This is a genomic window from Parabacteroides sp. (assembly GCF_977054455.1).
The window spans coordinates 58,401-82,763 of the sequence record NZ_CDRTCT010000003.1 but is presented as its reverse complement, the minus strand read 5'-3'; the positions used below and the strand labels follow the sequence as shown (position 1 = coordinate 82,763).

17 protein-coding genes are annotated in these 24,363 nt (G+C 44.1%); all 17 read left to right on the top strand.

Translation table 11 applies throughout. The annotated features are described in order from the left end of the window. Positions 1-962: 962 nt before the first annotated feature. A complete protein-coding gene (locus ACW6QF_RS02145; RefSeq protein ID WP_456086650.1) occupies positions 963-4,259 on the top strand; it encodes a SusC/RagA family TonB-linked outer membrane protein in 3,297 nt (1,098 codons plus the stop codon). Positions 4,260-4,278: 19 nt separating this feature from the next. Then, positions 4,279-6,030 (top strand): RagB/SusD family nutrient uptake outer membrane protein, encoded by a 1,752-nt coding sequence (locus tag ACW6QF_RS02140; RefSeq protein ID WP_456086649.1) that lies wholly within the window; start codon positions 4,279-4,281, stop codon positions 6,028-6,030. 76 nt (positions 6,031-6,106) lie between these two features. Continuing rightward, a complete protein-coding gene (locus ACW6QF_RS02135; RefSeq protein ID WP_456086648.1) occupies positions 6,107-7,867 on the top strand; it encodes a DUF6057 family protein in 1,761 nt (586 codons plus the stop codon). Continuing rightward, positions 7,864-9,315 carry a TolB family protein gene (locus tag ACW6QF_RS02130; protein ID WP_456086647.1) on the top strand — a complete coding sequence of 484 codons (1,452 nt, stop codon included), beginning with the start codon at positions 7,864-7,866 and terminating at the stop codon, positions 9,313-9,315. The genes ACW6QF_RS02135 and ACW6QF_RS02130 overlap by 4 nt, the downstream gene beginning before the upstream one ends. A gap of 4 nt (positions 9,316-9,319) precedes the next feature. After that, positions 9,320-11,374 (top strand): alpha-L-fucosidase, encoded by a 2,055-nt coding sequence (locus ACW6QF_RS02125; RefSeq protein WP_456086646.1) that lies wholly within the window; start codon positions 9,320-9,322, stop codon positions 11,372-11,374. A 100-nt stretch (positions 11,375-11,474) separates the two neighbouring features. Further along, entirely contained in the window at positions 11,475-11,750 is a 276-nt protein-coding gene (locus ACW6QF_RS02120) for a hypothetical protein (RefSeq protein ID WP_456086645.1), read from the top strand. Next, positions 11,751-12,911, top strand: coding sequence for a DUF4221 family protein (locus ACW6QF_RS02115; protein WP_456086644.1), 1,161 nt, complete (start codon positions 11,751-11,753; stop codon positions 12,909-12,911). It abuts the gene before it with no gap. Positions 12,912-12,986: 75 nt separating this feature from the next. Further along, entirely contained in the window at positions 12,987-13,256 is a 270-nt protein-coding gene (locus ACW6QF_RS02110) for a hypothetical protein (RefSeq protein ID WP_456086643.1), read from the top strand. A 12-nt stretch (positions 13,257-13,268) separates the two neighbouring features. Beyond that, the gene (locus tag ACW6QF_RS02105; RefSeq protein ID WP_456086642.1) at positions 13,269-14,447 is read left to right on the top strand and encodes a DUF4221 family protein; all 1,179 of its coding nucleotides are present in this window, start codon (positions 13,269-13,271) and stop codon (positions 14,445-14,447) included. Next, on the top strand, positions 14,440-14,877 hold the full coding sequence (locus ACW6QF_RS02100; RefSeq protein WP_186928438.1) for a hypothetical protein: 438 nt from the start codon (positions 14,440-14,442) through the stop codon (positions 14,875-14,877). Before ACW6QF_RS02105 ends, ACW6QF_RS02100 begins: the two co-directional genes overlap by 8 nt. A gap of 80 nt (positions 14,878-14,957) precedes the next feature. Beyond that, positions 14,958-16,811, top strand: coding sequence for a hypothetical protein (locus ACW6QF_RS02095; RefSeq protein ID WP_456086641.1), 1,854 nt, complete (start codon positions 14,958-14,960; stop codon positions 16,809-16,811). A 117-nt stretch (positions 16,812-16,928) separates the two neighbouring features. After that, complete coding sequence (locus ACW6QF_RS02090; RefSeq protein ID WP_456086640.1) at positions 16,929-18,026, top strand: efflux RND transporter periplasmic adaptor subunit; 1,098 nt, start codon at positions 16,929-16,931, stop codon at positions 18,024-18,026. Positions 18,027-18,035: 9 nt separating this feature from the next. Then, positions 18,036-21,071, top strand: coding sequence for an efflux RND transporter permease subunit (locus ACW6QF_RS02085; RefSeq protein WP_456086639.1), 3,036 nt, complete (start codon positions 18,036-18,038; stop codon positions 21,069-21,071). A gap of 32 nt (positions 21,072-21,103) precedes the next feature. After that, positions 21,104-22,423 carry a TolC family protein gene (locus ACW6QF_RS02080; protein ID WP_456086638.1) on the top strand — a complete coding sequence of 440 codons (1,320 nt, stop codon included), beginning with the start codon at positions 21,104-21,106 and terminating at the stop codon, positions 22,421-22,423. A 19-nt stretch (positions 22,424-22,442) separates the two neighbouring features. Next, a complete protein-coding gene (locus tag ACW6QF_RS02075; RefSeq protein WP_456086637.1) occupies positions 22,443-23,234 on the top strand; it encodes an O-methyltransferase in 792 nt (263 codons plus the stop codon). Between the two features lie 204 nt (positions 23,235-23,438). Beyond that, on the top strand, positions 23,439-24,002 hold the full coding sequence (locus tag ACW6QF_RS02070) for a cob(I)yrinic acid a,c-diamide adenosyltransferase (protein ID WP_456086636.1): 564 nt from the start codon (positions 23,439-23,441) through the stop codon (positions 24,000-24,002). Between the two features lie 73 nt (positions 24,003-24,075). Continuing rightward, positions 24,076-24,297 carry a DUF2795 domain-containing protein gene (locus ACW6QF_RS02065; RefSeq protein WP_005633363.1) on the top strand — a complete coding sequence of 74 codons (222 nt, stop codon included), beginning with the start codon at positions 24,076-24,078 and terminating at the stop codon, positions 24,295-24,297. Positions 24,298-24,363: the final 66 nt, after the last annotated feature.

Below are 24,363 nucleotides of genomic sequence, written 5' to 3'. Positions count from 1 at the left end.
AAAATGAAAAAACGATGTCTTTTTGTAATCAGATAGAAGAAAGACCGGATATTGTGGAAAACCTGAACTCCCGGAGAATCGCCTGTAATAAAAAAAGTCGAGGGATTTCCCGTATATCTCAAACCGATTCCGGGGCTTTCCCGCCACGACGACCGTCTTCGTTCCCTTTACGACCGTCTTCATCGCCATCAAGACGGTCGTCATGCTATCTACACTGCGTACCTCAGAACAATTACGACCGTCTTCGTGTCAAAAAACTGCGCACCTCAGCCGACAAAGTCCTTTTTGCCCGCAAAAAAGCCGGATTTCAGCTCTATTATTAAAGATTGTATTTTGTTGTCAAGAAACCGGTATTATACAATAAGCCCTCTGCTTTACCATAGATAAATTAACACAAGCATTAGGTTTCATCACTTATCGTTCTTACACCTTTTTTTGATGGGTACAGAATCATGTTTTGCACAGATAAAAATGCACATAACTACAAAATATTCAGATGAATATATAATATTACAAAAATAAGATTATTTTTAAATCGCAAGTATCGGGAAGAGGCATGAGTTCTATCAGAACTATGGTTCTTGGATCTTTCATATCCGGGTCAAAGATATGAATTTTTAATTTCGTTGTGTGTTTTTTGTTTAAAAAATTTTGCACTGGACTCGATATTAACAATTAGGCATTACAGATTCCTTGCAAACATTGAGCAATATCAAGTATTAGCATCCATTTTCCTATGAAAACCGACTTGTTGCTTATTCGTAAACTACATTAATTGCAAAAATTTCACATATATCGTATATAATTCTTTGCAAATGCATGAGTTCTGATAGAACTAATTACAAAAACACAGAAAAACGCTATAAAAGTATGCCCAATCTAATGAGCCTGATCTAACAAGACACTCAACGGATGAAAGCCATTTTTCGTAGGATGTATTATTTCTTTTAAATATATACTCTATGTTGAAAAAAACTAAACTAATTAGTCTGATTTTGCTTTCGGGAGCCTTAGCTGTCCCCGCAGGTGCTTTTGCAGAAACTGCACCGTTTAAGCAAGAAACGAACATTTCCCAACAAAACGGGAAAGTGTCCGGTGTTGTAGAAGATGCCTTAGGCCCTGTTGCCGGTGCATCTGTTATCGTGAAAGGCACAACTAATGGTAGCGTTACCGATATGGACGGTAACTTTACATTGGAAGGTGTAAACAAAGGAGCCATTATCCAGATTTCGTTTATCGGATATGTTACTCAGGAGATCAAATACACTGGACAGTCTGTCTTGAAAGTGAATTTAAAAGAAGATTCACAAGCTCTTGAAGAAGTAGTGGTTGTGGGTTATGGTACGCAAAAGAAAGCCAACCTGACCGGTGCTGTAGCGCAAGTGGCTGGTGATGTTTTGGAAAACCGTCCTATCGCCAATATCGGACAAGGTTTGCAGGGAGTCGTTCCAAACCTGAATGTAACTATCAAATCCGGTGCTCCGGGTAAAGGATCCGATTTCAACGTTCGTGGTACCACATCTATCAATGGCGGTAGTCCGTTAGTATTGGTCGATAACGTGCAGATGGATGCAAACTTGGTTAATCCGGATGATATTGCGTCTATCTCCGTATTAAAAGATGCTGCATCTGCTGCTATCTATGGTGCGCGTGCTGCCTATGGTGTAATTTTGATTACAACTAAACAAGGAAAGAAAGAACGTAAACCTCAGGTTTCTTTAACTGCTAATGGTTATTGGCAGAGTCCTTCTAAGCGAATCCAGAATGCAAATTCGATGGAATTCCTGACAATGAAGGATTTGGCTTACCAGAATGGTGGAGGTAACGGCCATTATTATAATGAAGATGTTTATAAATATGCAGAAGCATACGCCAATGGCGAATATGCTTATCCTGAATTTTATAACGAATCTTCAGATCCGAACAAGTGGCAGTATTGCGGTAATACAGACTGGTTCCGTGAATTATATAAAAAGGCAAGTTTCTCCCAAATGTATAATGTCAATGTTAATGGAGGTAGTGAAAAAACAACTTATTATGCTTCTGTCGGCTATAATGATGTTGGAGGTTTGCTGAAAGAAGCAGATGATAGTTACCATAAATTTAACGTAAACATGAACATCTCGACTGACGTTACAAAATGGTTGAATGTTTCTGCTAAAGTTATGCATACTTACACGAAAGAGTCTCACCCTTCAGGTGGTACGACAGCTATGAACTCTACGGCGTGGTCCGGTATCGAGGCTTATAGCGGTATGATGAAGAATGACTTGAGTCCGTTAATGCCTGTTTATCACGGACACACCGGACTTTTATATAATACAGCCGGAGCTGCTGCAATCAATGATCCGACATTAGGTATTACTACGCTTGGTGGTAAGCAATATGTAGATAACGGCCAACGTTATTATGCAGGTATGGGTAGTTATACAAACCCAATCGCTCTACAGGCACAAGGCGGTAATAACGATTATAAGCAAAACGACTTATGGATGACAGGAGCTATCCGTATTACTCCGTTGGACGGATTGATTATCAATGCAGACTATACATTCAATATGTATAACAAAGGCTCTAAACAGCATGTGCAGAGTTTTACCGAGTATAAGGCGGTCGCAGGAACAGAGGGAGTCTATCCTTGGACAAACCCAAGTAGTGTAGTCATGACAAACAATGAAGATTATTATACTGCTTTCAATGCTTTTGCCGAATATACAAAAACATTCAATAGCTCTCATAATTTCAAAGTGATGGCCGGTTACAACCAGGAATATAAGCATAATAAATATTTTTGGGCAGGTCGTAAAGGATTGATCGACGATTCTAATCCAGCAATGAACTTAGCTACAGGTGAAAAGAACGTCGGGTATGAAGAAACTCACTGGTCTATCAACGGTTTCTTCTTCCGGTTGAATTATAACTACGAACAACGTTATCTGATTGAATTTAACGGACGCTATGACGGTTCTTCTAAATTCCCGAAAGATGACCGTTATGCATTCTTCCCTTCAGTATCTGCAGCTTGGCGTATTTCCGGGGAATCATTCTGGGAACCACTGAGAACATGGTGGGATGATATGAAGATCCGTGCATCTTATGGTTCGTTGGGCAATCAGGTTACAGGTGATTTAGGCAATTTCCCTTATTTGGCATCCTATGGAACAAACACGAGCTATGGTATGATTTTAGGCGGTGCTCGTCCAGTAGCCGTTACACCGGCCGGCTTGGTTAGTGCTGCATTTACTTGGGAAACTGTTAATCAGATGGACTTTGGCTTCGATGCTCTTTTCTTGAACCAGCGCTTGAGTGCCGGTTTTGACTGGTATCGCCGTGATACAAAAGACATGCTAACTGCCGGACAAGCATTGCCTGCTGTATTGGGAGCCAATGTTCCAGTTGAAAACGCTGCCGATTTGAAAACGACAGGATGGGAATTGTCGCTTGGATGGAATGACCGTTTGGAAAATGGATTAGGCTATTGGGTAAAAGGTGTTTTGTCTGACTATCAATCAGAAATTACTCGATTCGCTAATCCGACAGGAACTCTTCGCGATAAAGACAATAAAAATATGTATTACGAAGGCTATAAGATAGGGACTATTTATGGTTATGAATCCAATGGTTTGTATCAAACAGATGCCGATGCACAAAAATTAGACAAATCCGAATTATATGGCGGGACATGGGCTGCTGGTGATGTAAGCTACGTTGACCGTAATAATGATGGTAAAATCACGAAGGGCAAAACATTAAGTAATATGGGGGATGAAAAAATCATCGGTAATGATACTCCTCGCTATAGCTACGGCTTTACTGCAGGTTTCGAATATAAGGGATTTGACTTTGAAATGTTCTGGCAAGGTATTGGAAAACGTGATTACATGTGCGGTGGCAATGCTTTCTGGGGAATCACTTCAGAATGGGATACTCCTTTGAAAGAGGCTTTGGACTACTGGACACCGGAAAATACAGGGGCATATTTTCCGCGTCCGACGTGGGTAAATGGTGGAAATAGACAGAATACAGATCGTTATCTACAAAATGCCGCTTATTTACGTTTGAAGAACTTGACTATCGGCTATACAATTCCACAGAAGCATCTCTCTAAAGTTGGTATTAGCCGTCTGAGAGTATATGTATTGGGCGAAAACTTGTTAACATTCACTCCTCTTATCGATTCATTCGATCCTGAGACTTTAAATAATATGTCTTATCCGATTCAGAAGAAGTATTCGATCGGACTTAATTTAACATTCTAATAAAAAACGAGGAACATATATGAAACTGAAATATATTTTTGGAATGGTTGCAGCTGTAGGATTGATGAATTCCTGCGATGTGACTGATAAAAAGCCGATCGATTCTTTTACGGACGAATCGTATTGGACTAAAGTTAGCGACCTGAAATATTATGCAAACGGTTTATATGACAATTTGGATAAACCAGGTGTAGACAAGGACAACACAAGTGACAACTGTGTTACCACTAATTATAGTTCTACGTTATTCAATGAAATCGTAATTCCGACAACAGCCGATAATGCCGATTGGAAATGGAACAATATCCGTGCATGTAATTTTTTCCTTCAACGTTATCAACGTGTGGAAGGTCTTGAAAGTGAAATCAACCTGTATGTAGCCGAAGTTCGCTTCTTCCGTGCATTGGATTATTTCGGCAAGATAAAGAAGTTTGGCGATGTGCCTTGGTATGAAAAAGATTTGCAGACTTCTGATGCGGATGAACTTTATAAAGGCCGGGATTCTCGCGATTTCGTATTGGGCAAGGTCATAGAGGACTTGGAATTTGCGATCCAGTGGTTACCCGATTATGGACAGCAGGAAAGTGGCCGTTTGACTAAGGATGCAGCCCGTACTCAATTAGCACGTGTATGCCTGTATTTCGGCACATACAAGAAATATCATAATGAAAGCGGCACTCCATCTTCAGAAGAACTATTGAAAAAGGCAGTCAGTCTGACAAATGATGTTATTGCTACAGGCAATTATGAAATTGTCAAAGGTTCGGATGCCGGCTGCGGTCAAGATCCGTTTACGGATTATCCTTTGTATTATTCAAATCAGTTTGTTCAGGAAGATTTGACAAAGAACAAAGAATGTATTTTGGCACGTATTTATGAAACTGGTGTTTTAATGCATCAGACAGGCCGTCAAGCAGGAAGTAGTGGAACCGGTTTGTCTAAAGATTTTGTTGAATCATTCCTTTGTAGAGATGGAAAGCCTATATCTGTAAGCGATCAGTATGAAGGTGATGAAACTTTGGAGGATGAATTTGTAAATCGTGATCCGCGTATGTATCAGATAGTAGACAACCAGCATAAACCTTACACGATCATTAATGGAGAACGACAGACGAATCCTTATCCGGATTGTAGTGCTACAAGTGCTGTAACAGGTTATCCATGTGTAAAATATCGTTCTCCGTTGCAGGCACAATGGGAAGCTAATCAGACTTCTTATGACTGGTTTGTATATCGTTATGCAGAAGTTTTACTGATTAATGCAGAAGCAAATGCAGAATTAGGACAGTGCACGCAAGCTGTGTTGGATCAGACTATTAATCTGTTGCGTGATCGTGTAGATATGCCTCATTTGACAACCACCCCGGTTGCCGACCCGGCTGCCATCAATTATGGTTATTCAGTATCTCCTCTGATTTATGAAATCCGCCGCGAACGTCGTATTGAACTGATTGCAGAGGGTTTCCGTTTAGACGATTTGAAACGTTGGAACGGTATGACCGCTTTGGAAAATCCAAAAACGATGTTTGGTATTCGAGTTACCGATGCTGTTCGTGAACAATATAAACCAGGTAATATCACGTTTGGAGGAGAAGAAGGCCGTCCGGTTATTGAATATCAAGGCAAAACTTATTTGTACCAATATCCGAGCAAGAGCTTGAATGATGCAGGTCGTAAATGGTCTGCCGATGACAAGCGTTGGTTAAGCCCATTACCGACAGACGAATTGACATTGAATCCGAATCTGGAACAGAACCCGGGTTGGAAATGATAAATAATTGACAGGAAAAGACTGTGTCAGAAGTAATTTTGGCATAGTCTTCCTGTCTTTTTCATTATATATCTATATGAAATATAAGAACTTAATATCCGGATTTCTTTTGTTCCTTCTGCAAGTCGCAGTCTTTTATTATGCCTTTTGCTACTTGTTTCCTTTTAAGGAGCAATTGCAAATGTTCCAGTTTACGGGCCAATATGCAGCTATGACGTTGGGACAGGCCGGTGGTGTGGCTCTTTATATTTCAGAGTTTCTTTCCCAGTTTTATGTCGTAATGGGTACAGGGCCTGTTATCGCAGCATTTATTCTGACAGGGATTGCTTTTTTCTCTTCCCTCTTTTTAAAGAAAATATCATTACGAGACGATCTTCCTTTCGTAAGCCTGCTTCCCTGGTTATCCTTATTTATTATGCAATTGGATTATGACTATCAGGAGCAAGGAACGATTGCCTATTTGTTTTTATTGTTTTTTTTATGGCTGTACACCAATCTGAAACCTGGGATTCGGCTGATATACGGGATTTGTATGATCCCTGTTTTATATTGGATTGCCGGGCCGATTGTACATTTATTTGCTCTTTCCGCTTTGTTATTTGAATTCCTGACCAATGGAAGTAAGAAATACGCAAGTTTGGTTTATCTGCTTATAACCATTTTGTCTGCTGTTATCGGGACTTATTTAGGATTCAGTAGAAATTTGAAGTTTGCTTTTTTACCGGATGCTTATTATGATCCAATGTTACATACTTCCCGAATCTATTACTCCTGGTATGCTTTACCGGTTATGATGGTATTGGGCGCTTATTTGAAAAAATGGAAAGAGCCGGCATCTTCAAAGAAAAAATGTATTTGGATCGGGATTCAGTGGGTGGCGATGGGATTCGTCGCTTATCTGGGAATTATACATTGGGGACGATTAGATACGATCGATCATCTCGAACAGGACTATTATATTCGCAATGAAAAGTGGGATAAGGTGATAACGTCGTTTAATCAAACCACTCTGTCTAAACGGCGTATGTGCGGTTTAAACTTGGCGCTTGCGCATAATGGAATACTTTCGGAAAGATTATTGGATTATCCCCAACGCGGTATCGAAACATTGATGCTACGTTGGGATCAGTCGGTATTCACAGCGGAACTGCATAGCGACCTCTACTATTGCATGGGAATTATCAGTACGGCTCAGAAGTTTGCTTTTGAAGCGTTCGTAAGTTCTCACCCCTCCGGTAATCCCCGGATGCTGAAAAGGCTGGTGGAAACCAACCTTATTACGGGAGCTTATCCGACTGCCGAAAAATATATCCGGCTATTGGAAAATACCTGGTATTATAAGGATTGGGCGGCTGCACATCGCTATTTCCTTTATAATGACCAAGCTGTCGAAAGAGATAAGGAATTAGGAGCGAGACGCCGTTGTTGGAAAGCGGAAACGCTTATTCCCGAATTATATACGGACCCGGTCAGCACTTTGATTCATCTGGCTCCTGCTTGTCCGGAAAACAGTGCCGGCTTACAATATTTGACTTCGTTTTTACTGCTGAACAAAGATATAGAGACTTATAAAACCTTGCAGGAAAACCTGTACCGTTCTCCCGCCTGGCGCGATATGACCGAATGCCAGCAGGAGGCAATCGTGATTTGCAGTCCTAATGATCCGCATTTCTGGCTGGAGCACGGGGTGAGCATCAAAGTGAGGAACAAGGCGCTTGCTTTTATGCAGAAGGTACAGGAAGTTTCCCGTTCGGGTCAGAATCCTGCGGTGGCTTTGGCTTCCGAATATGGCAAGACGTATTGGTATTATTATATGTTTAATACGATGGACAAATGAAACAATTGTTTTTCTACATATTCCTGTTGTTGATAGGATGCTCTTCCGACCGGCCGCCAGCCGTCTCCGTGCAAATAGATGAACTTCCGGCCATCTATCCGGATTATACCGGTGTGACTGTGCCGCAATCGATCGCTCCTTTGAATTTTGCCATACGGACGGATGGGAAAGCGTGTGCGGTATTTACGACCGAAGGATATACATTTGCCGTTTACGCCTCCGGCGGAGCCTTTTCCATTCCCGGTGCAGACTGGAAAAAGGTATTAGCTGCGGCAAAAGGCAAACAGGTGGAGGTATCTGTCCTGACAGAAGAAAAGGGGAAATGGAAGGCCTTTCTCCCGTTTCATATCCGGGTTTCCGAAGATCCGGTCGATCCGTATATCGCTTACCGCCTGATCGATCCCGGTTACCAGCTATGGAATGAAATGGGAATCTACCAACGCGAATTATCCTCTTTCGATCAGGAACCGATTCTGGAAAACCGCCTGACGGATAATAATTGCATGAACTGTCATTCGTTTTGCATGCAGGATCCGGATAAAATGCTGTTCCATGTCCGTGCAAAGTATGGCTGCACCGTGTTGGTGGATGGCGACCGGGTGGAAACGCTCGATACGAAAACCGACCAGACGATCTCGGCCCTGGTCTATCCTTCCTGGCATCCTTCCGGAAAGTTTGTTGCTTTTTCCGTCAACAATACGACGCAAGACACGCATCCAGTGCACCGTACGGAAGTATATGACAAGGCATCGGATGTAGTCGTCTACGACGTGGAGAAACAGGAAATTGTCACAACGCAAACTTTGTTCTCGAAAAGCCGTTTTGAAACGTTCCCTACCTTTTCGCCGGATGGGAAGGAGCTTTATTTCTGTTCCGCCCCGGCATTGAAAGTTCCGGGCCAATTGCGCGACCTCCGCTATAGTCTTTGCCGCGTCTCCTTCGACCCTGAAAGCCGGACGTTCGGTTCGGTTGTCGACACGATCTTTCAAGCGGAAACAGAAGGGCGAAGCATCCTGTTCCCCCGCGTCTCCCCGGACGGGAAATATCTGCTCTGTACAACGACTTCCTACGGAACGTTCCCCATCTGGCATAAAGACGCGGATCTGTGTATGTTCGACTTGGACACAGGTGAACAGGTCCCGACGGAAGAAGCAAACAGTTCCGATACCGACAGCTATCATTCCTGGTCGTCCAACAGCAAGTGGGTGGTATTCAGCAGCCGTCGCTTGGATGGCTTATACACACGTCCTTTCATCGCACACGTCGGTGAAGGCGGCGTCCTCTCCAAACCGTTCGTCTTACCCCAAAAATCGACGGATTATTATACGTTTCTCACCAAATCGTATAACATCCCGGAGTTTGTCAAGGGCAAAGTGAAAACGGATACATACAAATTTGCTTCTCTGATAAAAGAAGGGAAGAACCGGAAAGTCTCATTTATAAAATAACAACATGAACACAAAGAATCTTTTAATCGCCGGTATGTTTGCCGGGCTGTTCCTTTCCTGCAAGGAAGCGGAGCCGCCTGCACCTGTTTTGCCGGTTCCGACGCCGGAACAGATCGAGTGGCAGAAAATGGAAAATTATGCATTTGTGCATTTCGGGTTGAATACGTTTAATGATTTGGAATGGGGGTACGGAAATACGCCTGCCGAAACATTCAATCCGACAGACCTGGATTGCGAACAATGGGTGCGGATCATCAAGGCAGCCGGCCTGAAAGGGGTGATCCTGACAGCTAAGCATCATGACGGCTTTTGCCTCTGGCCGACAAAAACCGTCGATTATAATATCTCCAACTCCCCTTATAAAAACGGAAAGGGTGATATGGTCCGGGAACTGTCCGATGCCTGCAAAAAGCACGGCTTGAAGTTCGGACTTTATCTCTCTCCCTGGGACCGCCACAATGCCGAATACGGACGGGAAGGATACCAGAAAACCTATCACGAGCAGATCGACGAACTGACTTCCAATTACGGCCCGCTGTTCGAATTCTGGTTTGACGGGGCGAACGGCGGAAACGGCTGGTACGGCGGAACGAACGAAACGCGTTCGATCGATCCGAAAACCTATTATGGCTATGAGGAGGCACGCGAAATGATCAAGTCGAAACATCCGGGAGCGATGATCTTCGGCGGTACGGTTCCCGATATCCGCTGGATCGGCAACGAGTCCGGTTGGGCTGGCGAAACGAACTGGTCGCCTTATTCTCTGGATAAGGAAACCCATTATACTCAGAACCAATGGGGAATGAAAGACGGGAATCTATGGTTGCCCGGAGAATGTGACGTCTCCATTCGTCCGGGGTGGTTCTATCACCATCGTGAAGATCATCAGGTGCGCACCGTTCCGAATCTGGTCGACCTGTATTACCGCAGCGTGGGACATAATGCCAACTTCCTGCTGAACTTCCCTGTGGCATTGAGCGGACAGATTCATCCGGTCGATTCGGCACGTGCCGTCGACTGGTATCATACGATCCAGGCAGAGTTGAAAGACAACCTGTTGGCCGGTGTCAAGCCAAAAGCGAGCGAAACCCGTGGCGGCGCTTATAAGGCGTCGAATGTGACGGATGAGAGTTGGGACTCTTACTGGGCCACTTCCGATGGTGTAACGTCAGGCTCGCTCACTTTTCCGCTGCCGGCGGGTACTTCGCTCAACCGGGTGATGGTCCAGGAGTATATCCCGCTCGGACAACGTGTATGCGCCTTTACGATTGAAGTGGAAAAGGATGGCAAATGGCTACCGGTGGAAACTGCCGATACGCTTTCGACAGTAGGTTACAAACGTATCGTCCGTTTCAAAACGACCCCGGCTGATGCTTTGCGCATCCATTTCACGGAGGCAAAAGGGCCGTTGTGCATCAATAACGTGGCAGCTTTCCTGGCTCCCCCGCTGTTGGAACAACCGCGTATCATGCGGAATACGAAGAATGAAGTACGCATAGACGTGGAAAGCGAAGGAGCTGATATTTATTATACGACAGACGGAACGGAGCCGACGGCGCAGTCTGCAAAATATGAAGCCCCATTCACACTCGACAAGAAAGGGACTGTCAAGGCGATTACTTACGACGCCCAGTCCGGTAAAACCGGTCCTGTTGCTATTCGCGATTTTGATTTGCCGGCTGCCGACTATAAGGTGGTGAGTCCCGTTGACGAACGGACGAATCTCATGTTTGACGGGAATGGCTATTCTATCTATTATCTGCCCGAAGGCAAGAATGAAATAGCTGTGGAACTGGCTGCACCTCACACGATCAGCGGTTTTATCTATACTCCTAACCAAGGGCGCGACTCGCAGGGGCATATCTCGAACTACCAATTGCTGGTGGACGGCAAAGTCGTAGCTTCCGGTGAATTTTCGAACATCAAGCACAACCCGATCGAACAAGAAATACGCTTTGCGCCTGTCAAAGGCCAAAAATTAGTTTTTAAGGCAACACGCATAGTGGATAACGTAAAACATGTTGGAATTGCTGAGTTTTCCGTTATCACGGAAGACTAAACGATTTTCAACATAATTTGTGTTTGACAGCAAGCGCCTGTGAAGGTCCTTGCTGTCTTTTAAAAGGAAAAATATTTATTCACTTTATAAAGTATTGAAAATGAAAAAGAATGTATTGAAAATTGGAGTAATTGTTGCAGTTGCTTCGGCAGCAGTATGGAATGTAGGAATAAATGAAACAAAAGTTTTGTTTACTGATTTTTTCACTCTGGAGGCCATTGCTAAAATAGAGACTGTTTGTTTAGGAGAAGGTGACCATAATACGGGAATCTGTAAAAAAAATGCACAAACAGAAACAGGATCTTCATGTGTCGTTCCGACAGAGAGCGAAACTAAAAACTGTTATAAAACCGTACACGCTTCATTTCCCGAATAAATGAAAAAAAAGATTTACTTTTTGACTATATTACTTCTTTCTTCTTGTATATACAAAGGTACAGAGAAAAATCCCTTTTATGGGAAAATGAAGAATAAATGTGAGGTTCAATGTACCGCGAAAAAAAATATTCCAATAGGAGATAGTGTTTCTGTGATGTCTAATTACATGCAATACATAGAAGAAGAAAATTTACTTTTAGTGTATAATCAGTATGACAATTCCATTTATGCTTTTAATTATAAAGAAGGAACTTTGGATTGGAATGTTCGGCTGATGGAAGAAGGGAGTAACGGAGTTGGAGATATACAAGGATTTGATTATGTAAATAAAGATAGTATCTTTGTTTATAACTACAATCTGTTTTCTATATTCTTAGTAGACTCTACAGCAACAGTTTTATGGAAGAAACGTTTGCCAATGGATGAGATATGTGAGAGAGGTTTTTTACCTGCTTACCCTTGGCTTCAAACAGATTGTCCAATGACATATTGGAATCACAAATTAATATTAGGCGGATTCGGATCAACTGAATCAGAAAAAGAATCAGTATCCAATTTACCAGTTACTACAATTTATGATTTTCAGAAAGATACTGTATTATTGGCAAACAATTATCCACCACAATATCAAAAACACAATTGGGGTGGTGCATTTTTTAGAATGCCTTATTTTGATGTAAATAAAGAAAATGGAACGGTAATTATAAGTTTTCCACAGGATCATAATTTGTATGTATATTCATTATCTGAATATTCTCAATACAAATACTATGCGGGTAGCAATCACATAAAGCAAATAGATTCTTACGATCAAAAGAAAGGTGAAGAAATAGATCAAGATCGTGCTGCGAGGTGGTTTTTTTCTACTTCTTCATATCGAGATGTTCATTATGATCCTTATAGAAAATTATATTACCGATTTGCATGTTTAGCAGCAGAAGAAAAGTTGCAAAAAAAATTTGTAGCAGGAATACATCCTATCATATTAATTATATTAGATGAGAATTTCAATTATTTGGGAGAGGGATTATTACCTAATGATGTTGACTTACGATACATGAATAGTTTCGTAACAAAGGAAGGATTGAATATGCAAGTCTTAACCGACAACGAAGATCTAATGACATTTTATCAATTCAAAGTAAATATTCATAAATAAAACATTCCAAATCACACAACTTTAGAATCAGTCATAAAATGAGTAATATGGTAATTTATATAATGTCTATTGAAAATGAAAAAGAACATATTAAAAATTGGAGTAATTGTTGTAGTTGTTTCGGCAGCAGTATGGAATGTAGGGTTGAATAATACTAAAATATTTTTCACAGATCTTTTCACATTGGAATCAATGGCCAAATTGGAAACTGTATGTGTCGGAGATGTCGATAAAAATAGTGGAGTATGTAAAAAAGATATCAATCCAGAAGCAGGATCTTTTTGTGCCCGAAAAGAGGATTATTCAGATCCGATTAATTGTTTTGCGACAGCATCTTATGAATAAAAATATTTGGCTATGTTTCAACTTGGTTTGGCATATGATCGCATGTGCTATTTTTACTTATTGCTTTTATTTATGGTTTCATGCCGTTTCGAAGGTGTGAAGAACGACCAGTGTGATCTGCATGAAAACAGATGTGTTTTACATCTTGTCGGCAAGAAAGAGTTTCATGTTAATGAGAACATATCGGTTTTGACGCAATACATCCAATATATCGACACTTTGAACATGTTTTCTTTGTATAACAAATACGACAATGCGATTTATTTGTTCGATTATGCCGACGGGGAACAAAAGAGAAAAATACAACTCATGCGGGAAGGTGATAACGGAGTAGGTCTGATTCAGGGATATGATTATGTGAATGAAGACAGTATCTTTGTCTATAATTACGATACAGGGTATACCTATATGGTCAATTCGGAAGGGGAACTTTTATGGAAAAAGAGCTTACCGGTATTGGACGCCGCTTGGAGTGACCTCAGACCAGCTTTCCCATATGTGGAAACGGACAGCCCTATTGTCTACGCAGATCGTAAATTGTTTTTTTGCGGCATGAGAAGTTCTGAGTCACCTTTAGAAACTTCAACGAATAGTCCGATCATGACGATATATGATTTTCAAACCGATTCTGTTATTTTCCGTTTGAACTACCCTGAACAATATCAAAAATATAGTTGGGGTGGAGGATTTTGCCGCAGGCCTTATTTTACAGTGAACAGACATAAGTCTCTTGCTGTTGTCAGTTTTCCACAAGACCATAATCTGTATGTCTATTCCTTACAGGACGGAAAGCAAAGCAAATATTATTCCGGTAGCCGGTTGATCGACAGGATTGAAGCCTATGATGAGAAAAAAGGAGTCCAGTCGGATGAGAACAGGGTGCTCCGCTGGTTTTATTCCGTACCTTCTTATAGATGTGTTATTTATGATAAAAAGAGAGATTTGTATTATCGTTTGGCGTGTTTGCCAGAAAAGAAGAATGCAGATGAATTTATTTCCGCAACGCAACCAATCGTACTGATCGTATTAGATGGTCAATTTAATTATATCGGTGAAGCTGTTCTGCCTGAAGATGTAGATTTTCGCCGAACAAATTGCTTTTCAACGGATGACGGCTTCTTCATACAGGCTCTTACGGATAATGACGATCTAATGACATTTTATCAATTTAAGGTGGACATCCATGAATAAAGCAATCTTTTATATTTTAGGTCTGTTATTGTTTATCGGCTGTCAGCCGACAAGCTTTGAACAAGCGGTGAAGAAAGGTTTTGATAATTATTTGGATACGGCAGCCGTTAGGTATCAATATATCATGCTGATACCTAATTCCGGCTGTACAGGCTGTATCTCTGATGCGGAATATTTCTTTAAGGAATATAATGATCATGAGGAGATACTATTCATATTTACTCGTGTCATATCAAAGAAGGATTTACGCATACGTTTGGGGAAAGATAACTTGCAAAGAAAAAATGTCTTGATAGACAATGATAACAAGTTTTATTTTGAGAAATTTCAAGAATCGATCTATCCTATCGTCGCCGTGATAAAAGATAAAAAAGTGGTAGCATTAAAGGATCACGTTTTCCTGCGGGAAAAATATCCTCCGAAAGACTGATATTAGCTAAAATGAAATACTTTATCTTTTTTCTACTATGTTATTTCTTTTATTCTTGTCGAAGTTTCGAGGAAAGGCAATTGGCTTATGCATTGGATTTCGCAGGAGAAAATCGTAAAGAACTTGAAAAGGTATTGGATTATTATGCAGAAGATTCTCAGAAACTGGAAGCAGCCCGTTTTCTGATCCGTAATATGCCCCGGTATTACGGATATGGAGGATGGCGGCTGGATTCGATTCAGAAAATTTTGATAACAGCCGAACAGAAACACTTCATAGATGATTCCATTCTTCGGAAATGGACAAAACAATATTTGTATTCCCCCCCCAAAATATATGATGCCCATATTATTAAAGCTGATTATCTGATAGAGAATATAGATTTATCGTTCAAAATGTGGAAAGAACGTCCCTGGAATCAGGATCTGCCTTTTGAGGATTTTTGCGAGTTGATCTTGCCTTACCGAATTGATGACGAACCGTTGAGCAATTGGAGACAGAATTATTTCGAAGTTTACTTTTCTGCCCTCGATTCTTTGAGTAATTGTACGGATCCATTGCGAGCATGTAACGCCTTATCGAAAGAATTAAGCAAGAAGGATTTTTTTTATACGGTGAATTTTGACATGCCGCATTTAAGTGCCCACTTTTTATTGGAGCATCATGTCGGTTTCTGCCGTGAGATATGCGATCGGGCTGTTTACGCAATGCGGGCTTGCGGCATTCCGGTCACAGTCGACATGTTTGTCTATTCTCCCGAGTATCAAGGAAGCCATCAGTGGAATGTGGTAAGAGGAAAGAATGGGGTGTTCTATCCTTTTTGGACAAGTTGGTACGAGATGGATAATAACATGAAGGGAGATGGACGAAAAAAAGGGAAGATCTACCGGCAATGCTTCGGCATGCAAAAAGAGGCGATTGAAGGTATAACGAGTCGGAGAAATGTCCCTCCATTATTTAAAAACCGATTTATAAAAGATGCGACAACTGATTACATAGGGACAAATAAAATAACGGTAGAAGTGGAGGTGAAGGAACCTTATATTTATTTAGGAGTATTCAGTCCGAACGGATGGATTCCTATAGATGTAGGAGAAAATATGGGAGGAAACGTAACCTTCCATAACGTAGAGCAAAATTTAATTTATCAAACCTTGTATTCGGATAGTGATACTTTGAAAATGGCTGGTTATCCTTTTTTGTATACACAAGATACAATACACTCTTTTATCCCTGAAACGAAACATACAGAACGGGCGGCACTTCATCGTAAAATGTCATTGGTTAAAGGAATAAAAGCTTTTTTGTATCGGTATATCATTGGGGTTAGGATTGAAGGAAGCAAGAATTTGTCGTTCAGGAATCCAAGACAATTGCTTGCATTACAAGATACGCTAACTTCCAATTATCATGAATTTGTGTCATCAGATACGTCCTTGGTACGCTATATACGATATAATTCACCATTGGAACGTTCGATAGAACTGGCCGAAATCGCCTTTTGGGAAGATTTGGACATGAAAAAAGAAATTCCTGCAAAAGTCATAAATGATCTTGTACCGCTTCATCCTGCTAATTCGATTGATAAAATAAACGATAAAGAAATATTGTCTTTTTTCGAATCTCAGGATACGACTTGTCATTTGTTATTTGATTTAGGGAAAGAAGTCTCTGTGAAAAAAATCTTGCTTTGTCCCCGTAATGATGACAATTATATATGGCCCGGTGATGAATATGAATTATTTTACAGTGATGGGATAAATGGCTGGCTTTCATTGGGAAAACAAAAGGCAAAGGAGCGAGTCTTATATTACGATGTTCCGGCAAATGCTCTGTTTTGGTTAAGGGATCTGACTAAAGGAAAAGAAGAACAAATCTTTTTTTGCCGGGAAGGAGTTCAATATTTTGTCACGAATCTCCCTCGATCTTTGTAGCCATCTAAAAAAAAGTGCAAAAGATTAAACCTTTTTGCTCCTAATTCGTCTATAATTCCGCGTACTTGTATATATTTACGTGTCGATAAGTGTTTTTAAGTAGAATACCTGGAAAATATGACGAAGAGAGTGAAGTGGAGCGTGACGGCCGCAATTGTTCTGATGATTGCCGGAATGATCGCTTACCCGCAGATTAAAAGCCGTATGAAAGCATCCAAAGATGCTGCCGAAGTGGTTCCGCCAGCCGGAAGCCAAGTTCGGAAACAAGTGTTGAATATTAATGCGGAAGTACTGAAATATCAGTCCCTTACCGATAAGACCATTGTAACCGGCAGCACGATCCCGGATGAGGAGGTAGACCTCTCGTTCGAATCGTCGGGCAAGATCGTGGCCATCTATTTTACGGAAGGAACGCATGTGAAAGCCGGTGACCTGCTTGCCAAGATCAACGACAAGCCGCTGCAGGCGGAACTGAAAAAGTTAGAGGCGCAGGTGCCGCTGGCAAAGGACCGCGTGTATCGCCAGCATACGCTTTTGGAAAAAGATGCAGTCAGCCAGGAAGCCTATGAACAGGTGGCGACCGAATATGAAAAACTGATGGCGGATATCGAACTGGTGAAAGCGAATATCGCCCAGACCGAACTTCGGGCGCCCTTTGACGGGATCATCGGCCTTCGGAATGTCAGTGAAGGCGCCTATGCCTCCCCTTCGACCGTTATCACCAAATTGACAAAGATCTCTCCTTTGAAAATCGAATTTTCCGTTCCCGAACGGTACTCTGCGGATATAAAGGACGGTACGCCGATCGTATTCAGGATGAATTCGTCTGTCGGCATGATGCAGGATTACAAAGCGACTGTCTATGCGGTGGAAAGTAAAATCGACGAGGCGACCCGTTCGCTGAAAGTGCGTGCGACCTATCCGAACCGGGACGAATCGATCGTGCCGGGACGTTATACCTCTGTCGAAATTACCCGTCGTGAGATAAAAGATGCGTTGGCGATCCCCAGCGAAGCGTTGATCCCGGAAATGGGAAAGAATATCGTTTATCTGTATAAGAGCGGAGTGGCAGAGCCTGCCGAGATCATCCTCGGTCTTCGCACGGAGAGCCAGGTGCAGGTCTTGAAAGGATTGAGCGTGGGTGATACGGTAATCACTTCCGGCGTGATGCAGCTTCGGACGGGAATGAAAGTGTCGATTGATAACCTGAAGTAACGAAATGGCATGGCGAATATTTCTGAAATAAGTATAAAGAGGCCGGTTCTGTCGACCGTGATGATGCTGATCCTCCTGTTGTTCGGGATGATCGGCTATAAATTCCTGGGGGTTCGTGAGTTTCCGAGTGTGGACAACCCGATTATTTCGGTAAACGTGTCCTATCCGGGAGCCAACGCCGAGGTGATCATGAACCAGATTACGGAACCGCTCGAACAGAATATCAACGGTATTCCGGGGATTCGTTCATTAAGCAGCGTCAGCAGCCAGGGAAGTTGCCGTATTACGGTAGAGTTCGAACTGTCCGTCGATCTGGAAACGGCGGCAAACGACGTGCGCGACAAGGTTTCGCGCGCCCAGCGTTACCTGCCCCGCGACTGTGACCCTCCGACGGTTTCGAAGGCAGATGCCGATGCAACCCCGATCATGCAGATCGGTATCCGAAGCAGCAAGCGTTCGTTGATGGAGCTGAGCGAGATTGCCGAACTGACGGTGAAGGAGCGGCTTCAGACCATTCCGAACGTGAGTGGCGTGGATATCTGGGGACAGAAGCGCTACTCCATGCGTTTGTGGCTCGATCCGATCAAGATGGCCGGTTATGGCGTTACTCCCTTGGATGTGAAGAACGCGGTGGATGCCGAGAACGTGGAACTTCCTTCCGGCAGCATAGAAGGTAATACGATCGATTTGTCTATCCGTACGCTTGGGCTGATGCATACGGCAACGGAATTTAATGATTTGATTATCAAACGGGATGGCGATAACATCATCCGTTTTCAGGACGTCGGGCGCGCCGAGGTCAGTCCGGAGGATTTGCGAAGCGTGATGCGCAAGAACGGCGAACCGATGGTCATCGACGTCATCATCCCGCAGCCGGGTGCTAACCAGATCGAGATTGCCGATGAGGCCTACAAGCGTATCGAGCAACTGAAGAAAGACTTGCCGGAAGACGTGACAGTCGAGATGGTGTACGATAATACCCGTTTTATCCGTGCCTCGATCAAGGAGGTGGAAGAGACCATTTATGTGGCTTTCCTGCTTGTCGTGTTGATCATCTTCCTGTTCCTCCGCGACTGGCGTGTGACGATGGTCCCGGTGGTGGTAATTCCGGTGTCGCTCGTGGGAGCTTTCTTCGTGATGTATATCTCCGGCTTCTCCATCAATGTGCTGACGATGTTGGCGGTAGTGCTTTCGGTCGGATTGGTGGTGGATGATGCGATTGTGATGGCGGAAAACATCTATGTCCGCATCGAGCAGGGAATGGAACCGAAAGAGGCGGGTATAGAGGGATCGAAAGAGATCTTCTTCGCCGTCGTGTCTACGACGGTGACATTGGTGTCCGTATTCCTTCCGATTGTCTTTATGGAAGGGATGACAGGGCGTTTGTTCAAGGAATTCAGCATTGTGATCGCCGGTTCGGTAACGATTTCTTCTTTTGTAGCGTTGACTTTTACACCGATGCTGGCGACTAAACTATTGAAGAAACGTGAAAGCAAAGGATGGTTGTATGTGAAGACCGAACCTTTCTTCGAAGGCATGAATACGATCTATGCAAAATCCCTGAATGCATTCCTGGACCATAAGTGGTGGTCCATACCGGTTGTCGCGATCTTGTTCGGCTCCATCGGCTATTTCTGGCGGACCATCCGTACCGAACTGTCCCCGTTAGAAGACCGTTCTTCCATCTCTATCCGCATATCGGCCCAGGAAGGTGCTACCTTCGAGTTTATCCGTGATTTCACGGATCAGATTGCAGCGATGGCGGACACGTTGGCTCCGGAGCGGCAGGCCTTGACAGTACGCGCGAATAACAGCATGGGATTCATAACCGTTCTGCTTCCCGACATCAAGGAACGTGAACGTTCGCAGATGGAGATCGCCGATGTCCTCTCCAAACATGTGCGCGGCAAGACGGAGGCGCGTGCTTTCGTCCAGCAGCAGTCCACTTTCGGCGGACGTCGCGGGGGAATGCCTGTGCAGTATGTCTTGCAGGCGACAAGTCTGGAGAAACTGCAAGAGTTTCTGCCCGCTTTTATGCAGAAAGTGAACGAAAGCCCGGTGTTCCAGATGGCGGACGTGAACCTGAAGTTTACAAAGCCTGAAGCCCGTATCGAGATCAACCGCGACAAGGCTTCCTCATTGGGCGTCAGCACCCGTACGATCGCACAGACGTTGCAGTACGCGTTGAGCGGCCAGCGTATGGGATATTTCTACATGAACGGGAAACAGTATCAGATATTAGGTGAGATCAACCGCCAGCAACGCAACACGCCGTTGGACTTGAAATCCATTTATGTCCGCAGCGATGCCGGGGAGATGATCCAGCTGGATAACCTCGTCACGTTGAAAGAGGACGTCGCGCCGCCCCAGCTGTACCGTTATAACCGCTTTGTGTCGGCAACGGTTTCCAGCGGCCTCAACAAAGGTTATACGATCGGCGACGGCCTGGACGAGATGGACCGTATCGCCGCGGAAACGTTGGACAACAGTTTCCGTACGGCTCTGTCGGGCGAATCGAAAGAGTTCCGCGAAAGCTCGTCCAGCCTGATGTTTGCCATGATCCTGGCGCTGTTTATGATCTATCTGGTCTTAGCGGCGCAGTTCGAGAGTTTCAAAGACCCGTTGGTCGTGATGTTCACGGTTCCGTTGGCTATCGCGGGGGCTTTGATCTTTATGAGTTATTCGGGTGTGACCATGAATATATTCAGCCAGATCGGTATCATCATGCTGATCGGCTTGGTGGCGAAGAACGGTATCCTGATCGTGGAGTTTGCCAATCAGCGCCAGGAAGCCGGCCAAAAAATGGCGGAAGCGATCCGTTCGGCTGCCACGCAGCGCCTGCGTCCGATCCTGATGACCAGTATTTCAACGATCCTCGGACTGGTTCCGTTGGTATATGCATCGGGCGAAGGGGCACAGGGACGCATTGCGATGGGTATCGCCGTAGTGGGCGGTATGATCGTTTCGACATTCCTGACGTTGTTCATCGTCCCGGCGATGTATAGCTTTATCTCGACGGACAGGCAATCAAGAATTAAAAATTAAAAATTAAGAATTAAAAAATAAGGCGATTGAGGATGAAGAGGTTTCTTTTATTAATATGTATAGCATTTGCGGTCGTTCCGGCCGGGGCGCAACGGGTATTCAGCCTGGACGACTGCATCCGGACCGGATTGGAGCATAATTACTCCATCCGCATCATCCGCAACGAACAACAGGTCAGCGCGAACAATGCGACCCCCGGCAATGCCGGCTATTTGCCGACAGTCGATCTGAGCGGCGGCTTCAGCGGGACGCTTACCGATACCAATAATAAGTTGTCCGACGGAACGACCGAGAAAACGAACGGTGTCAACAACGAGACGGCAGATATCGGCCTGAACGTGAACTGGACCGTCTTCGACGGATTGGGCATACAGGCCACTTACGACAAACTCAGAGAATTGCAGAACTTGGGCGAACTGAACACCCGGCTGACGATCGAGGACTTCGTTGCCGACCTTTCGAGCGAATACTACAACCTGATCCGCCAGAAGATCCGCCTGCGCAACCTCCGTTCCACGCTCGAACTGTCCCGCGAACGCCTGCGCATCGTGGAAGAGCGGTATTATATCGGCTCGATGTCCCGCCTGGACCTCCAGCAAGCACAGGTCGACTTCAATGCCGACAGTTCGAATGTCCTGAACCAGTTGGAACAAGTGCATACTTCCCGTATCCGCCTGAACCGGCTGATGGCTTTGGAAGATGTAGAGGAACAGATACAGATCAAAGACTCCCTGATTACCCCCAACCCGTTCTTAGACGAGGTGGAACTCTGGAAGAGCACGCTTGCCTCCAATTCATCTTTGCTGATCGCCAAGAAGAACCAGGTGATTTCCGAACTGGACTATAAAAAGATAAAAAGCCGTAACTACCCGTATGTCAAGCTGAATGCCGGATACGGCTATACGACGAACTGGTACGAGGTGGGAACGACCGACCTCCAGCGCCGCCTCGGACTCAATTACGGGGTGACGGTCGGCATCAACGTCTTCGACGGTTTCAACCGCAAACGCGAACAGCGGAATGCGCGGATACAGATTCAGAACCAGGAATTGCGTACGCAGGAACTGGAACTGGGACTGCGGGCCGATATGAGCAATTTCTGGATGGCCTATCGCAACAACCTGGATTTATGGAGCCTGGAAAAAGAGAATTTGGTCGCGGCACAGGAGAATTACCGGATTGCGATCGACCGCTATAAACTGGGTGACCTGTCCGGTATCGAACTGCGTGAAGCCCAGAACAGCCTGCTGGAAGCAGAAGAGCGCCAGTCCATCGCCGAATATTCCACCAAGATATGCGAAATATCCCTTTTGCAGCTTAGCGGAAAAATCATGGACATGTTTCATGATTAAAACAATAAAAAGTTAGGATATGCAGATCATTCCCAAAGCTAATACACTAAGAAAAGGCGTACTTTTATACCGGGGCATCCGTTACCGCAAAGGCTTCGGGGTTCACTCCCCCTTCGTTTTCAACCTGATCACGAAAGTGATCGAGGAGCGTTGCCAATACTATAGCTTCTATGACATCGAACTGATCCGTAAGCAGCTGCTTTTCCAGAATGGCGAGATCACTTATCCCGACCGCCGGCAAAAGGGGAAGATGCGTCGCCGCACGATCGGCCGGATTGTCGAACGGGAAGCGATCCGTCCCAAGCACGGTGCCTTGCTTTTTCGTCTTGCCAACTATTTCAAATCGAAGTATATCCTTCAGATTGGCCCCTCTATGGGCCTGTCTACCTTGTATCTGACTTCATATGCATCCGATCTGAAATGTATCGCCCTGGAAAACGTACCGGAGTTTGCCTCCATCGCCCGTATCGCTTTCGGCAAAGCCGCCCGTAACCCGGTCGACCTTCGTGTCGGAGAATATAAGGATTTACTACCGAAAGCCTTGAAAGACATGGAGCGACTCGATTTTGTCTTTTTCAATACCCTCTATGAACAGCAAAACAATAGCTGGCTGTTTGAAACCTGTCTGAAACATGTGTACGGCGATACGGTTTTTGTCTTCGAAGGCATCAAAGCCAGCCGCAAAATGCGCGAGTTCTGGCAGGAAGTATGCGCCCATCCCGAAGTAACGGTGACGATCGACCTGTATTCAATGGGAATCGTGTTTTTCAACAAGAGGCTGCATAAGAGGGATTATATCGTTTACTTCTGACTTTTTATCCGGATACAAGCGAAATGTAATACAGATATATCCATCAATCGGAATAACATGTTAAACCTGACAATTCGCTTTTTCCATCAAAATAAATAATCCGAATCCTTGCACAAATCCCGGAATCTGACGAATATTGTACTCCTTTTTGCAACATCCGGCAAGGATGTGCGATTATATAATAAAACGATAAGTTATTGTCATATGAAAAAGAGCATTATATACACAGGGACCGGCGACAAGGGAACCACTTCCCTGGTTGGCGGCGAACGGGTGTCGAAAGCGCACCAACGCATCGAGAGTTATGGTACGGTCGACGAGCTGAACTCATTTATCGGGTTGTTGATCACTTCGCTCGAAGAGAAAGCGGATCAGGATTTCCTGCTGTTTGTTCAGCATAAGTTGTTCACGATCGGTTCCTACCTGGCGACCGACCAGGAAAACACGGAACTGAAAGTAGAAAGCAAGGTGATGCCGGAAACCATCAGCCGTATCGAAAGGGAAATAGACCGCCTGGATAACGAATTGCCCAAGATGCGCAACTTCGTTTTGCCGGGAGGAAGCCGTTCGGCCTCTTTGGCGCATGTATGCCGGACGGTCTGCCGGCGTGCCGAACGGCAGATCTACCGTTTGGCGGAGACGATCCCCGTTGAAGAGCCTGTCCTGGTTTTCATGAACAGACTGTCTGATTATCTGTTTGTTCTGGCACGTAAGGAATGCATACGGAATAATGGCAAAGAAATTATCTGGGATTATACTTGCATCTAAAGAATATTGTTTTATTTTTGCGGAAAATTTGAGAACCTGACCGCCGCAAGGTGGTTATTAATACTTGACAGCTATGTATTGGACATTAGAGTTAGCTTCAAAACTGGAAGACGCACCCTGGCCTGCAACCAAGGATGAATTGATTGACTATGCACAACGTTCTGGTGCGCCACTGGAAGTGATTGAGAATTTGCAGGAAATGGAAGACGAAGGCGAGATTTATGAATGCATGGAAGATATCTGGCCCGACTATCCAAGTAAAGAAGACTTTTTCTTCAACGAAGAAGAATATTAATGTGCGATAAAAACGTACAGGCATGAAATAATAACGAGGTGGCAGGGCTATGTCCCGCCGCCTCGT